This window comes from Picosynechococcus sp. PCC 7002 (assembly GCF_963860125.1).
Taxonomy (GTDB): domain Bacteria; phylum Cyanobacteriota; class Cyanobacteriia; order Cyanobacteriales; family MRBY01; genus MRBY01.
Genome location: NZ_CAWLFA010000001.1, coordinates 614317 through 628290 on the forward strand (window position 1 = coordinate 614317; position 13974 = coordinate 628290).

A 13974-nucleotide genomic window follows, 5' to 3' on the forward strand; every position below is an offset into this window, starting at 1 on the left:
AACAGTAATGCAACTTACTGAAGCCGCATAATCTCAAAGCAAAACCTAGTGAGTTTCGGAGCGATCGCCAATTTCGGTGATTTCTCGACCGCCAAAAATTGCCTCTGGATGGCGATACCATTTAAATTCCAATAGATTAAAAAACGGATCTTCGAGGAAAAAAGTACGATGTTCCGTTAATTTTCCTGGAAACCGGAGGCGGGGGCGATCGCGGAAGGGGAGTTGATAGTTTTCTGCCCGATTTAAGACCTGTTGCCAATCCTGTTCATCGAGAAAATTTAGACCAAAATGGCGCGGATAAACGCTCTTTTGGGGGCGGAGGGGTTCCTTGGTGACATGGGCCACCAGTTGATGACCAAAGAAGTTAAAAATCACCGCCCCGCTATTTTCTCGTCCCACCGTGCAACCGAGGGCATCGGCATAGAATTTTTTGGCGACAACTGGGTCAGTAATCGGAATTGCAAGGTGAAACAGGAGGCGATCGCCCATGGCAATTTTTTCTCATAACGAAGATCATTTCCCCATTGTAGAGGGATTTTTCTCAGCACTTTTTCGGCCCTAACGTAGGACTTTAGTCGGCAGCTCTTCTTCTACAACCACCGGGCGGGGACGCTTGGTGCGGGGGGTACCCAGTTCATGGAGCAGGGTATAAAAACAGGGAATAATAAAGAGGGTCAACACCGTTGCCAAAGAAAGGCCGGAGAAGACCACAATCCCCAAAGGCTGAAGAAATTCTGAGCCTTCGCCAATGCCCAGGGCCAGGGGAAATAAGCCCAAGACCGTCGTAATTGTTGTCATAAGAATCGGCCGGAGACGCAGGGGAGCAGCTTCTAAAATCGCCGCCCGGTAACTAAGGCGATCGCGTTCTCGAATTTGGTTGGCCAATTCCACCATGATGATCGCGTTGTTAACGACAATCCCCACCAAGAGCACCGCCCCAACAATCACCGTCGCCCCAATTGCCGTTTGGGTAACAAATAGACCCAAAATGCCGCCTGCCAAAGCTAGGGGCACCGTCAGCATGATTACCAACGGATCGATGAGGGAGTTGTATTGCACTGCCATCACCACAAATACGAGGAAAGCCGCCATCCCCCCAAGGAGTTGGAGGGCCAGTTGAATTTGACGATTAGTTTCTGCTGCCGAACTAGGCAAGAGACTTACCCCTGCGGGCAACTCAAGACCGGCAATGATTTGATTTACTTCGCTGAGGGCGTCACTCAGGCTGGCCCCTTCGACGAGATTTCCTTCGAGGATCAACACCTGTCGCTGGTTAATGCGTTGGATTTCCCCTGGGGCATCACCGGAGGTAATGGTGGCGAGATCCCCCAGTTGTACCGGTTGTCGGGTGCTGGTAAATAAAGGAATACTCCGTAATTGGGCGGCCCGTTGAATGGTCTGGGGTTCGAGTTGGACACGGATATCCACCAGGCGATCGCCCCGTTGCAGTTGGGTGGGCACAGAGCCATCGAGGGCCGTTTGAATCGTGCTGCCAATCGCTTCAGCAGAAAGTCCTAGGGCGGCGGCCCGTTGCCAATCAGGGCGGATTTGCACTTCCGGTTGGGGGGGAGCCGCATCGGGTTCATAGCTAGCGAGAGTTGCCTGGGACTCCAGGGCCGCTAAAACCTCTGCGCCCGCCTGCTCAAGGATGTCTGTATTCGCACCTTGGAGCATCACATCCACATCGGCCCGGGACGGAGAATTACTTAAAATCAAGCCCCGCACACTGCCCGGTCGCATCCGAATTGAGGTGCCAATCGCCGGAATTTGTTCGGCCACGAGCTGATTGATCCGGTCGGTGTAGGCTTGGACATTGCTGCCAGGCTTGAGGGTGACACTACTCGACCCCCGCAGCGCGTTACTGACCGTTGAAGTGCCGAATAAAGCCCCCCCCGAAGTGGTAAAAACATATTCTGTCTCTGGTTGCGCAAGCAGCAACTCTTCTACAGCTTGCATCACTGTGCGGTTTTCTTCGACCGTGGTGCCTGGGGGGAAGGTCGCCCGTAATTCCGCTTGGCCTGTATTGATCCGGGGTAAAATTTCCTGGGGCAATTGGCCCACCATCCACAAACTGCTGCCCCCAAAAATGGCGATCGCCCCGGCAATCACCAATAATTTTCGCCGCAGAATCAGGCCCAAAACGCGACTATAGAGGGTCGTTAAACGATTGATAAAAGCACCAAACCACTGAATCGGCAGCGCCCGCTGGAGGTTACTAGACCAACGTACCGCGAGTAGTCGTGAAGAAAGGGCAGGTACCACCGTCAGAGCAATAATCAGAGAAGCAGCCACCGAGAAACTGATAGTCAAAATCAGTTCGCTAAAAATCAGTGCTAAAAAGCCCCCCACCAACAGAAAGGGCAACACGGAAACCAGGTTTGTCGTCGTCGAGGCAAATAGGGCCGATTCCAACTCCTGACTACTGGCTTCGACGGTGCGTTGCAGTTTCCGCCGTGAACCCTGCTCGGATTTCACTTTTTCGGCCCCAGCGGTAATATTTTCGAGCATCACAATGGCGTTATCCACCACGACCCCGACCCCCAGGGCTAGGCCCCCCAAACTAAACACGTTGAGGGAAAGATTAAAGGTAAACATCAAGATCAGTGCCGTCAACGTCGCCAGGGGAATAGACAAAACAATAATGAGGGTTTGGCGTACTGAGCCTAGAAACAATAAAACGGCGATCGCCGCGAGGGTTGCCCCGGTCAATCCTGACACCGCCACATTCTGAATTGAACTGCGGATAAACACCGACTCGTCTAAGGTTGCTGTACGATCCATATCCGCAGGGATCAGGCCGGATTGTTGCAGTTCTGCTAACTTTGCTTTCACCCCATCCACCACTTGCACCGTGTTGGCATCGGGTTGTTTCTGGACGCTCACCTTCACCGCTGGTTGGCCATTGAGGGTAACGACTAACCGTTCCTCCACCGTGCCATCCGTAATCTGGGCCACATCCTGGAGGGTGATCGTCTGGGGATTTTCTGGGGTGCCCAGGCGGATCGGTAAGTTACGAATTTCCGTTACGTCATTAAATTGTCCCAACAGGCGGGTGAGGGATTCTTGATCACCACCCCGCAACAAACCACCAGAAGCATCTTGGTTCCGTTCCCCCAGGGCGTTGAGTACCGTGGGGACATCTAAACCCAGGGCTTGGAGGCGTTCTAAATCGAGGTTAACTTGGATTTCTTCTTCAACCCCACCGGAAATATCCACATTGGCGACCCCCGGCACCCGGATTAATTCTCGCGCCAGGTCATTATCAGCGAAAATTCGTAGATCCACTGGCGCCAGGGTACTGGAGGTTAAGGCCATCTCGTAGACAGGCAACTGGGACGGATCAAACTTAAATACCCTAGGCTGACTGATGTTGTCGGGGAGGGAATTGCGCGCCCGGTTGAGGGTTGCTGTTGTGTCGTTCAGGGCTTGATCGACATCGGCGCCAGGCTGAAAAAAGAGATCGATACTGATCCGGCCTTCCCTGGTCTGGGAAAAAATTTGAGTCACCCCTTCCGTGGCGGCGAGGGCTTCTTCGAGGGGTCTAGTAATTTCGTTAACGGCTACTGCGGGGACAACCCCAGGGGCATCAGCCCGTACACCAATGCGCGGATAGGTAATGGAAGGGAGTAAATCCACGGGCATCCTGAAGATGGCATAAAATCCCATCACCACGACGGCGATCGCCAACATCAGGGTGCCGATATGACGCCGGATGGCGAGGGTCGTCAAGCTTAGATTCGATTTTGCGCTCATGACGGATGCACCGGGAAATTGGACAAGAAGAAGCTACTTTTTAGACATTAGGGAGCAATCTTTGGTTCAAAATTTGTCAATTTAGCCAAAAAATCGCTACCTCCTGCAAATCACCCTAAGATGTTAACTTTTTTAGCAACTGGTTGACTTGTCCTTGTATTTCATCTCTGACATTTCGAAAAATTTCGGGAGGCTGTCCATCGGGATCTTGAATTTGCCAATCTTCAAAGAGGGGCCGTGTCACCCAGGCGGCGGGCAGATTGACCCCGCAACCACAGAGGGAAATCACCGCATCGTAATCTTCTGGGTTAAATTCGGCTAAAGCATTAGAGGTTTGCGGCGTCAGATCAAGACCCACTTCAGCCATGGTGGCGATCGCCCCTGGATGAACCCGCGAAGCTTCGAGACCGGAACTGTGGACGATCACCTTGTCTGCACCGAGATGTTTCGCCCAACCCTCCGCCATTTGGGAGCGACAGGAATTGCGCCGACAGACGAACATAATTTTTTTCATGGCAGGTTTTGCTTCCCTAAAAATTGCACGAATTAAGACAACGGGGATCGGGGAGCGTCGCTTTTTCCGGCTCCCGGGGAAACCAAAAGGCGGTTTTCTGGCACACCTTCACCAACATCAACATCACCGGCACTTCGATCAAAACTCCCACCACCGTGGCGAGGGCAGCCCCAGAATTTAACCCAAACAGCACCACCGCCGTGGCGATCGCCACCTCAAAATGATTACTCGCCCCAATCAAGGCTGCTGGAGCTGCATCTTCATAGGTAAATCCCAACTTCTGGGCCGCAACATAGGCGATCGCAAAAATGACATTGGTTTGGATCAACAGCGGGATGGCAATCAGCAGAATATGGAGGGGTTGATTGATGATCAATTCCCCCTTGAGGGCAAAGAGCAGCACTAAAGTTGTTAGTAATGCCAGCACCGCCACCGGGGTGAGAAACTGCAAAAACTGGGTTTCAAACCAGGCCCGACCATAGCGACGCAGCAGCCATTGCCGACTCAAGATGCCCGCCGCTAACGGTAAACCCACATAAATCAAAACCGAGTACACAATGGTTTGCCAGGGCACCGTCAGATTATTCGTCGCCAGGAGCCATTTTCCCAAGGGCGCATAGACAAACAGCATCATCAAAGAATTTACTGCCACCATCACCAAGGTGTGGCCCTGGTTGCTGTAGGAGAGATAGCCCCACATCAGCACCATCGCCGTACAGGGGGCAATTCCCAACAGAATACAGCCCGCGATATAGGAATCCGCCAGGGCAATTTCTGTCCCCCGAATGATCTCCGTGGCACTGAGCAAAGGCCGAAATAAATACCCCAGAAAAAACTGGGCAAAAAAGACCATCGTAAAGGGTTTAATCAACCAATTGATCACCAACGTGAGGGTCACTGGTTTTGGGGTTTGGGCTGCTTTGACGGCTTGGGAAAAATCAATTTTCACCATGATCGGGTACATCATAAAAAACAGACACACCGCAATCGGCAACGACACATTGTAGAGACTGAGGGCATCGAGGCTTTGGGCGATCGCCGGAAAGAGACGACCGAGCAAAATCCCCGCAACGATACAAAGGGCCACCCAGAGGGTCAGGTATTTCTCAAATATATTGAGCTGTCCCCCTGCCTGCACCGCCTTGGTTTTAACCATGACTAAAAAAATCCTGCTGAGGCTTACAGGACTCAATATATCAAAAAAAATTGATTTATATTCTGGGTTGGGGTTTTAGTCTGCACAGGGGCGAGCAGGTAAGATTTCTCCAAAGCGGCGATATTCCGCCAAATAAGATTCTAGGGCGATAAATTGGGCCAAATTCAGCCGATAGTAAATCCAGCGGCCTTCTTGTCGGGTCAGTACCAACTCACTCTCTTTAAGGATTTTCAAGTGAAAAGAAAGTTTGGACTGCTTTAAATCCAAGACATCACACAATTCACACACACATAATTCTTGGGCGCGCAACCGTTCCAGAATCTCCAAACGAATGGGATCTCCTAAGGCTTTGAAGCCCTGCAAAATTAGGGATAGGTCTTGGGTGAGGGACATTAAATCAAAAATAATTGATGCTTTATGGTTATTCGGACAGCAAACTTAAGCGGACTGTTTGTCCAGTTTCCAGGGGGCGATCGCCTTGGACAACATATCGTTCCCCGGCACTGAGGCCACTCAAGATGGCGACCATGCCATTATCTTCGGGGCCGACCTGCACCGGACGCGCTTGCACAGTTGTTGTGTCCCCCTGGGTAACGGGCACAAATACCGTCGTCTGGTTGCCATTATTCCCCGTGGTGAGGGCGGATGCGGGAATCATGACAGCCGTGGTGAGGTTGGGATCTGTAAGGCTGACCCGCGCCAATAACCCCGTGGCAATTTTTCCTGCGGGATTAGGAATGGTCACTTCAATGGGAATTAAACGGGCAGCGGCATCGGCCACAGGAGAAATGCGGGTGACTTCGCCGGGAAAGGTTTCCCCAGGGAAGGCATCGAGGGCCACATTAACCCGTTGACCTTGGGCAAATTGGCTCAGATCCCGGTCAGAGATTTGGATTTCAACCTTAATGGCGCTCAGATCGCCAATTTCGACGAGGGTTTGCCCCCCTTGAATCGTATCGCCAGCTTCGGCTTGCTTACTGAGGAGAATGCCACTTTGGGGCGCTGTGATTTGGGTATAGGTAAGGCGTTCTTGGGCCTGGGCGAGGATCGCTTGTTGGGCCGTCACCCGTTGCTTGGTGGCGGCGATCGCCTGTTGACGGGTAATGACTTGTTCTTGGCTGGCTTTTAGTACCTGGGCGGCAGTGGCTTGCTGGGTTTGGGCGACTTCAGCTTGTTGGGCGGTGATCGCTCCCGCTTCGGCTAACTGTTGGAGACGGCGGGCATCGGCTTCGGCTTGTTTGAGTTCGGCCCGGTTCCGTTCCACCTGGGCTTTAGCTTCGGCAAGAACAGATTCTGCTTCTTTCACTTCAAATTGCCGGGCGGCCAGTTCAGCTTGGGCTTCACTGACATCGGTGCGGGGTAAGTCCTGTTCCACGGCGGCGAGCAGTTGACCTTGGCGAATAAAATCTCCCACATCTGCATTGAGGGTAAGCAATTGTCCTTCGACCCGGGAGCGGACTACCACTTGTTTCAGGGCCATGGTGGTGCCGGTATAGCTGGCGGTGGGGGCTGTTTCTGTCCCAGTGGCGATCGCCACCTCGACTAGGGGCGGTTGGTCTGACTGTTCTAGGCGGCCCGCTGGTTGGGCATTGCTATTTTGTTCGAGGGCGCATCCCGTCGAAACAAAGGCCAGGGTTAGGGATAAACAGGCACCGATGGGGAGATGAAATTGCTGAGCCATAGGAGAGCACCAAGGAGGGGAATAGCAGGCAAAAAACTTAATGTTTCTTAAAGGTTTTGTCGCCGCTGATTCTAACATCTCAATTTTGAGGCTGCCGCTCACCCAGGTCTTTCTCCCATAACTCCGATGGCGATCGCCTACAATAGCTAGAACATAAAAAATCACTACAACATCAAGAGAACGTTATGTCCGTACTGGCGGCGATCGCAGTTTTGGCACTCCTCATCGTGATCCATGAGTTGGGTCACTTCTCAGCAGCCCGACTTCAAAATATCCATGTCAACCGCTTTTCCATTGGCTTTGGGCCGACCCTGCTCAAATACCAAGGCAAAGAAACCGAGTATGCGGTGCGCGCCTTCCCCCTCGGTGGCTATGTGGGCTTCCCCGATGACGACCCAGACAGTGATATTCCCCCAGAAGACCCGAACCTCTTGCGTAATCGTCCCGTCTTTGACCGGGCGATCGTGATCAGTGCCGGGGTCATTGCCAATTTAATTTTTGCCTACTTCCTCCTCGTGGTACAGGCAGGCACCGTGGGTTTTCAAGATATTAACTATCAACCGGGTGTACGCATTCCCCAAGTATTAACCGAAGTAGACTCCCCGGCAGCCGCAGCAGGTATTCAAAGCGAAGATATTGTCCTAGCTGTTAATGGCCAAACCCTCCTCAGTGGCCAAGCCGCCCTTGAGGAATTGCGGGTGCTGATTCAGGAGGCTCCCAACGAAACCCTTAATCTGCAACTCCAACGGGGCGAAGCAACGCTCACTGTAGATGTAACCCCCGATGCGGGGAGTGATGGGCAAGGAAAAATTGGGGTGATGTTAGCTCCCAATGGTGAAATTGTGCGCAACCGTGCCGGTAACCCCATTGCGGCCCTCCAGGCAGGCTCCCGGGAGTTTCAGCGGCTTGCCAGTCTCACAGTGCAAGGCTTTGGTCAACTCATCTTCAATTTCCAAGAAACAGCCCAACAGGTGGCTGGCCCCGTGGCGATCGTGGCGGTGGGAGCCGATTTAGCAAAAGATGATCTAAGTAATCTGTTCCAATTTGGTTCACTCATCAGCATTAACCTGGCGATTATTAATATTTTGCCCTTACCCGCTTTAGACGGCGGCCAACTGGCCTTTCTCCTAGTAGAAGGAATTCGCGGTAAACCTCTGCCGATGCGCCTCCAGGAAAACATTATGCAAACGGGCTTAGTCCTGTTACTTGGCCTTGGGGTTTTTCTCATCGTGCGCGACACCGTCAACCTGGCTTTTTTCCAAAATTTAATTCGTTAATTTCTTTGTTCCGTAGGGGTTAACGCTGGTTAATCCCTCGCAATTGATACAACCATGAGTCAAAAGTTCACCCCCGAAAAAATGGCCCGTCTACGGGCGGAAGCCAAAAATCCTTACCGTTCGCTCCGCCAATTTATTTATCTATGCTTTGGGTTGTCTGGGGGCATTGGGGGGATGATTTTTCTGTTGCAAATTGCCGCTGGGCGAGATTTAGACCAGGCGATTCCGAATCTGGCGGTGCAGGCTGGGGTTGTGGGTTTAATGATTTTTCTCTGGCGCTGGGAAAACAAAAATAAACTCGCCAGTCAAGAGAAAGAATAAGCTGGATCTCACCAATTGGCCCGTTAATTTTAAATGAATAAATTGATGCTGCCCCCTTGGTTACAACCGGGGGATTTATTGAAAGTGATTGCCCCTAGTGGTCGTTTGCTAGAGCAGGATGCCTTTTGGGCTGGGGTAGATATTTGGCGATCGCAAGGATATCAGGTAGAACTGACGGCGGGTTGGGATGCGCGCTGGGGCTATTTAGCGGGCAACGATCAGGGGCGACGGGACGCCTTAGCAGAAGCTTGGTTTGACCCAGATTGCAAAGGCATTCTCTGTGCGCGGGGCGGTTATGGCGGGATGCGCCTCCTAGAAAATTGGGACTGGAAAATCGACCAAGTGACTCCCAAATGGCTGATCGGCTTTTCGGACATTACCAGTCTATTGTGGAGTTTAGGCACGGTGGGCATTGCCAGTATCCACGGCCCCGTTTTAACTACTTTTGCGGCAGAACCCGATTGGTCTAGGCAAAGATTATTTGATTTCTTGACGGGAAAACCCCTTGAAGCGCTCCAGGGCAAGGGCTGGGGCAATGGCCAAGCTGAAGGAATTTTATTGCCCGCAAATTTGACGGTGGCGACCCACATTCTCAAAACACCGTTACAGCCGAATTTTAAGAATGTCATTCTGGCCCTCGAAGACGTGACAGAAGCGCCCTACCGCATTGATCGCCTGTTAACTCAATGGCGACTGCTGGGGGCTTTTGAAAAAATCAAAGGCATTGCCCTCGGTCGTTTTAGCCAATGTGATGAGTTGGGTTCAGCGGACAGTTTTAGCGTTATGGAAGTGCTTGGCGATCGCCTCCAGGATTTAAACATTCCGATTGTCGCCGAGTTGCCCTTTGGCCATGATGGGATTAATGCCGCTTTACCCGTGGGGGTTCCGGTAATTTTAGATGGCGATCGCGGTTTACTCTCTTTCCCGGAGAAGCCGACCCCCCATTAGCACCGCTTCGGCAATGGGGTAAACTGGATCCCTGTGCATTGTAAGGAAAGCATTAGTAGGAAAGCCGTGCGAAAGATCATTATTGCGGGTAATTGGAAAATGTATAAGACTCAAGCCGAGTCTTTAGACTTTCTCAAAGCATTACTGCCCAAAATCGCCGATGACCATGAAGAACGAGAAGTGGTACTCTGTACGCCCTTTACCGATTTAGGCTTAATGTCCAAGAGTCTCCACGGAACGCGGGTACGTCTAGGAGCACAAAATATCCACTGGGCTGACGAAGGTGCCTTTACTGGGGAAATCTCCGGGTCAATGCTGACGGAAATGGGCGTCCGTTATGTCATTGTGGGCCATAGCGAAAGACGGCAATATTTTGGTGAAACCGATGAAACCGTAAATCAACGCCTTAAAGCGGCCCAACGCCACGGTCTAACGCCGATTCTCTGTGTTGGTGAAAGCAAAGCCCAACGGGATGCTGGCGAAACGGAAGCGGTGATTTTTGCCCAGTTAGAGCAAGATTTAGTCGATATTGATCAAAATAACTTGGTTGTTGCCTACGAACCCATTTGGGCCATTGGCACAGGTGACACTTGTGATGCCACCGAAGCAAACCGAGTCATTGGTCTGATCCGCGAAAAACTCACCAATAAAAATGTCACCATTCAATATGGTGGTTCCGTCAAGCCGAATAACGTTGATGAGATTATGGCCCAGCCCGAAATTGATGGAGCCTTGGTAGGTGGTGCGAGCCTAGAGGCAGAGAGTTTTGCCCGCTTGGTGAACTATGTGTAAGTTCTAATCAATTTTTCATTGGGTGGGGGTTTACCATGGTAAACCCCTACGTTTTAATCATCTTTTCATTTCCACATTGCCAAACTTTTATTTTTATAAAAACTTTTTTGATAGATGCCTACTCTCACGACATCGCGCACGACCTTTCCCCTAACAGCGGTGGTTGGTCAAGATGTAATCAAAACTGCTCTCCTGCTGGGGGCCGTTGATCCTGCCCTTGGTGGGGTGGCGATCGCCGGGAAACGGGGCACCGCAAAATCCGTGATGGCCCGGGGAATCCATTCTCTTTTGCCCCCCATCGAAGTTATTAAGGACAATCCCTTTAACTGTGATGTGCAGAACCGCAGTGATTGGGACGATCTCACCGCAGCGACCTATGGTGAAACGGCCAGCGAAAACATTCCCACAGAAGTGATTGCCGCGCCTTTTGTGCAAATTCCCCTGGGCGTTACCGAAGATCGTCTCTTGGGTTCTGTGGATGTCGAAGCTTCCGTGCGCCAGGGAGAACCTGTTTTCCAACCTGGTCTATTGGCCCAAGCCCATCGGGGTGTGTTGTACATCGATGAAATCAACCTCCTTGATGACCAAATTGCTAACCAACTCCTGACGGTCTTAACCGAAGGACGCAACCAAATCGAACGGGAAGGTATTAGTTTTTCGCACCCCTGTCGGCCCCTCCTCATTGCCACCTATAACCCCGAAGAAGGAAATCTGCGGGAACACCTCCGCGATCGCATCGCCATTACCCTGTCCGCCGATCGCCCCCTCAGCCTCGAAGAACGGGTAGCAGCAGTGGATCAAGTCGTGCAATATGCCACGGCTCCCAAGGATTTTCTCCAAAGCTATGAAGAAGACCTTGATGCCCTCCGCACCCAAATTATCCTGGCCCGGGAATGGCTCAAGGAAGTCAAAATCAGCAAAGACCAAGTGGCCTACCTCGTGAGCGAAGCAGTGCGTGGTAGTGTCGAAGGTCACCGAGCCGAACTGTTTGCCGTACGCGTTGCCATGGCTGCTGCCGCCCTTGATGGCCGTAATGTTGTGATTGCCGATGATCTCCGCACAGCGGTCGAACTGGTGATTTTGCCCAGGGCCACGACAATCCCCACCCCAGAAGATGAGGATATGCAGCCACCTCCACCGCCGCCACCCCCTCAATCCCAAGACGATCAACAGGACGAGGAGGATCAATCCCAGGACGAAGATCAAGAGGATCAAGACGACGACGATCAAAACGAAGACCAAGAGGAACAGCCGGAACAGGAGCCGACGATTCCCGAGGAATTTGTATTTGACCCAGAGGGGGTTGTGCTTGACCCAGGGATTCTCGCCTTTGCCCAGATGATGCAAAACAAAGGTAACTCCGGGAAACGGGGCTTAATTTTCTCCGATGACCGGGGCCGTTACATTAAGCCGATGTTACCGCGGGGGAAAGTACGGCGCATTGCGGTGGATGCGACCCTGCGGGCGGCGGCTCCCTACCAAAAGGCGCGACGACTGCGGCACCCTGAGCGAAAAGTGATCGTCGAGCAAAGTGATCTGCGCTCTAAACGGATGGCCCGTAAAGCAGGGGCTTTGATGATTTTCCTTGTTGATGCCTCTGGATCTATGGCTCTGAACCGAATGCAGGCAGCGAAAGGGGCGGTGATGCGTCTGCTGACAGAAGCCTATGAAAACCGTGACCAAATTGCGTTGATTCCGTTCCGGGGCGAAATGGCGGAGGTGCTTTTACCTCCTACCCGTTCGATTACTTTGGCGCGCAATAGATTGGAAACGTTGCCCTGTGGTGGTGGTTCACCGCTGTCCCATGGGTTAACCCAAGCTGTGCATATCGGTGTGAATGCGCAAATGTCCGGTGATGTGGGTGAAGTAGTAATCGTCGCGATTACTGATGGTCGGGGCAATATTCCCCTCTCTCGTTCCCTCGGCGAAAAACCAGAGGAAGGGGAAGAAAAACCTGATATTAAAGAGGAACTTCTGGATATTGCCGGTAAAATCCGTGCTTCTGGGATGAAACTGCTGATTATTGACACAGAGAAGAAGTTTATTTCCTCTGGCTTCGGTAAAGAGCTAGCTGCTAAAGCGGGGGGTAAATATTACCGTCTGCCCAAGGCCACAGATCAGGCGATCGCCGCCATGGCCAAAGGAGCAATGGCCGAAATTTAGGCGATTTTAAATCCATAAAAGCTTCAGGGGCGATTGTCTACAAAGGCGATCGCCTTTATTTTTCCTTCTGGGGGCAAGGCTACAATGAAACCATCTGGCTCACGGGAAAACATACTATGGCAACCACTCTCTTGATTCAAAGCAATCTGGCTCCTCTTGAGGTTTCTTTTCCGGCGATCGCCTTTTAGTTCAAGAATTTTTGGTGACGAAACCCCGTAGGCTATACTAAAAAGCTGTGCCAAACGCCATCCAAAATCACTGCCTTCACCATGACTGTTAACGCCGAAGAACGGGCTAAACTTGACAACGAATTATCCAATCGGTTTATTGACCTCGATCCCGACGGTTATTTTATTATCTACCTAGACCGTGAACAGGGTTTAATTTGCGCGAAACATTACACCAATACGATTAACGACAAAGGTTTAGCCACAGATCCAGAAACCGGAGAAGTCCTCGCCTGCAAAGGTAGTTTAGAACGGACTCATGTCACTGTTTACGCTGGCCGCACCGCAAAAGAATTAGGTATTGAAATTACCGAAAAAGCCGATCCCTGTCCCATTTCCAAGTTAGATCATGCCCTATATCTCGGACGGGAATTTGTCAAAGCCGAAATCGCCCTTCTTTCCGGCACAGAATACATTCAAGATTAACAAAAAGCATGGCTAAGTTTTTAACTACATCTGGCACTTCTTATCACATTGAACAAATCATTATTGGTGCTAAAACAAATATCATCCTTCTTTCTCCCTATTTATTCCTTTCAAGAACTTTATTAGAAAGGTTACAGGATGCAGAGCGCAGAAATATTAAGATTGTTGTTGTTTATAGTCAAAACAAACTTAGACAAGCAGAAATTGAAGTAGTAAGAAACTTTAAGAATTTGGATATTCTTTATTCTCCAAATCTCCATGCAAAATGCTACTTTAATGAACAAGAAATGATTATCACTTCAATGAATATGTATGAATTTTCAGAGAAGAATAATCGCGAAATGGGAATCTTAATCAATCGACAAGAAGACAATCAAATATATGTCGATACTTGTCGAGAAGTAAAATCAATTCTTGCCGCTGCTCAACGTTGTGACGCGACGGGTGAGCCTTTAGCATCTCCGCCCCAGACATCTGAACAAAATACTGTATCTCAAGATAATCAAGTAACAGAAACAAAAGCCTTCTGTATTCGTTGTCGCGGCGATATTCCCTTAAATACTCACCGTCCCTTGTGTTCTAAATGCTATGTTGCTTGGGTGAAATTCAAAAATCGTAAACATCCAGAAAAATATTGTCATCAATGTGGCCTGGAAGTGAAGACATCACTTGTTAAGCCCATTTGTAAAACTTGCTTTGCAGCAAACAAAGCATAA

Annotated in this window: 13 protein-coding genes; 7 read left to right on the forward strand and 6 right to left on the reverse strand. The window is 50.8% G+C overall.

Annotated elements, in window-relative coordinates:
• Nucleotides 1–45 precede the first annotated feature (45 nt).
• The 6 genes from AACQ84_RS02970 to AACQ84_RS02995 all read right to left on the reverse strand — a co-directional run bounded on the left by AACQ84_RS02970 (nucleotide 46) and on the right by AACQ84_RS02995 (nucleotide 7104).
• Nucleotides 46–489, reverse strand: a complete 444-nt coding sequence (locus AACQ84_RS02970; protein ID WP_012306217.1) for a VOC family protein — start codon at nucleotides 487–489, stop codon at nucleotides 46–48.
• 69 nt (nucleotides 490–558) lie between these two features.
• On the reverse strand, nucleotides 559–3753 hold the full coding sequence (locus AACQ84_RS02975) for an efflux RND transporter permease subunit (protein ID WP_012306218.1): 3195 nt from the start codon (nucleotides 3751–3753) through the stop codon (nucleotides 559–561).
• A gap of 115 nt (nucleotides 3754–3868) precedes the next feature.
• On the reverse strand, nucleotides 3869–4267 hold the full coding sequence (arsC, locus tag AACQ84_RS02980; RefSeq protein WP_012306219.1) for an arsenate reductase, glutathione/glutaredoxin type: 399 nt from the start codon (nucleotides 4265–4267) through the stop codon (nucleotides 3869–3871).
• A 16-nt stretch (nucleotides 4268–4283) separates the two neighbouring features.
• On the reverse strand, nucleotides 4284–5423 hold the full coding sequence (gene arsB / locus AACQ84_RS02985; RefSeq protein WP_012306220.1) for an ACR3 family arsenite efflux transporter: 1140 nt from the start codon (nucleotides 5421–5423) through the stop codon (nucleotides 4284–4286).
• A gap of 75 nt (nucleotides 5424–5498) precedes the next feature.
• Nucleotides 5499–5816, reverse strand: a complete 318-nt coding sequence (locus AACQ84_RS02990) for an ArsR/SmtB family transcription factor (RefSeq protein WP_012306221.1) — start codon at nucleotides 5814–5816, stop codon at nucleotides 5499–5501.
• A 28-nt stretch (nucleotides 5817–5844) separates the two neighbouring features.
• Nucleotides 5845–7104, reverse strand: a complete 1260-nt coding sequence (locus AACQ84_RS02995) for an efflux RND transporter periplasmic adaptor subunit (protein WP_041443770.1) — start codon at nucleotides 7102–7104, stop codon at nucleotides 5845–5847.
• Nucleotides 7105–7289: 185 nt separating this feature from the next.
• Here AACQ84_RS02995 and rseP point away from each other — a divergent pair, with 185 nt between their 5' ends.
• The 7 genes from rseP (at nucleotide 7290) to AACQ84_RS03030 (ending at nucleotide 13974) form a co-directional block, all read left to right on the forward strand.
• Entirely contained in the window at nucleotides 7290–8381 is a 1092-nt protein-coding gene (gene rseP / locus AACQ84_RS03000) for an RIP metalloprotease RseP (protein ID WP_012306223.1), read from the forward strand.
• Nucleotides 8382–8435: 54 nt separating this feature from the next.
• Nucleotides 8436–8702 carry a DUF3493 domain-containing protein gene (locus AACQ84_RS03005; protein WP_012306224.1) on the forward strand — a complete coding sequence of 89 codons (267 nt, stop codon included), beginning with the start codon at nucleotides 8436–8438 and terminating at the stop codon, nucleotides 8700–8702.
• 42 nt (nucleotides 8703–8744) lie between these two features.
• On the forward strand, nucleotides 8745–9650 hold the full coding sequence (locus AACQ84_RS03010) for a S66 peptidase family protein (RefSeq protein ID WP_041443771.1): 906 nt from the start codon (nucleotides 8745–8747) through the stop codon (nucleotides 9648–9650).
• Between the two features lie 66 nt (nucleotides 9651–9716).
• Nucleotides 9717–10442 (forward strand): triose-phosphate isomerase, encoded by a 726-nt coding sequence (gene tpiA, locus AACQ84_RS03015; protein WP_012306226.1) that lies wholly within the window; start codon nucleotides 9717–9719, stop codon nucleotides 10440–10442.
• Nucleotides 10443–10556: 114 nt separating this feature from the next.
• Nucleotides 10557–12605, forward strand: coding sequence for a magnesium chelatase ATPase subunit D (gene bchD, locus AACQ84_RS03020; RefSeq protein ID WP_012306227.1), 2049 nt, complete (start codon nucleotides 10557–10559; stop codon nucleotides 12603–12605).
• A gap of 269 nt (nucleotides 12606–12874) precedes the next feature.
• Complete coding sequence (locus AACQ84_RS03025; protein ID WP_012306228.1) at nucleotides 12875–13258, forward strand: DUF4346 domain-containing protein; 384 nt, start codon at nucleotides 12875–12877, stop codon at nucleotides 13256–13258.
• An 8-nt stretch (nucleotides 13259–13266) separates the two neighbouring features.
• Nucleotides 13267–13974, forward strand: a complete 708-nt coding sequence (locus AACQ84_RS03030) for a phospholipase D family protein (protein ID WP_012306229.1) — start codon at nucleotides 13267–13269, stop codon at nucleotides 13972–13974.

What these genes read in the sequence shown, in the direction of transcription:
- AACQ84_RS02970 (WP_012306217.1), bottom strand. Translation starts at nt 489, where the DNA reads ATGGGCGATCGCCTCCTGTTTCACCTTGCAATTCCGATTACTGACCCA.
- AACQ84_RS02975 (WP_012306218.1), bottom strand. Translation starts at nt 3,753, where the DNA reads ATGAGCGCAAAATCGAATCTAAGCTTGACGACCCTCGCCATCCGGCGT.
- arsC (WP_012306219.1), bottom strand. Translation starts at nt 4,267, where the DNA reads ATGAAAAAAATTATGTTCGTCTGTCGGCGCAATTCCTGTCGCTCCCAA.
- arsB (WP_012306220.1), bottom strand. Translation starts at nt 5,423, where the DNA reads ATGGTTAAAACCAAGGCGGTGCAGGCAGGGGGACAGCTCAATATATTT.
- AACQ84_RS02990 (WP_012306221.1), bottom strand. Translation starts at nt 5,816, where the DNA reads ATGTCCCTCACCCAAGACCTATCCCTAATTTTGCAGGGCTTCAAAGCC.
- AACQ84_RS02995 (WP_041443770.1), bottom strand. Translation starts at nt 7,104, where the DNA reads ATGGCTCAGCAATTTCATCTCCCCATCGGTGCCTGTTTATCCCTAACC.
- rseP (WP_012306223.1), top strand. Translation starts at nt 7,290, where the DNA reads ATGTCCGTACTGGCGGCGATCGCAGTTTTGGCACTCCTCATCGTGATC.
- AACQ84_RS03005 (WP_012306224.1), top strand. Translation starts at nt 8,436, where the DNA reads ATGAGTCAAAAGTTCACCCCCGAAAAAATGGCCCGTCTACGGGCGGAA.
- bchD (WP_012306227.1), top strand. Translation starts at nt 10,557, where the DNA reads ATGCCTACTCTCACGACATCGCGCACGACCTTTCCCCTAACAGCGGTG.
- AACQ84_RS03025 (WP_012306228.1), top strand. Translation starts at nt 12,875, where the DNA reads ATGACTGTTAACGCCGAAGAACGGGCTAAACTTGACAACGAATTATCC.
- AACQ84_RS03030 (WP_012306229.1), top strand. Translation starts at nt 13,267, where the DNA reads ATGGCTAAGTTTTTAACTACATCTGGCACTTCTTATCACATTGAACAA.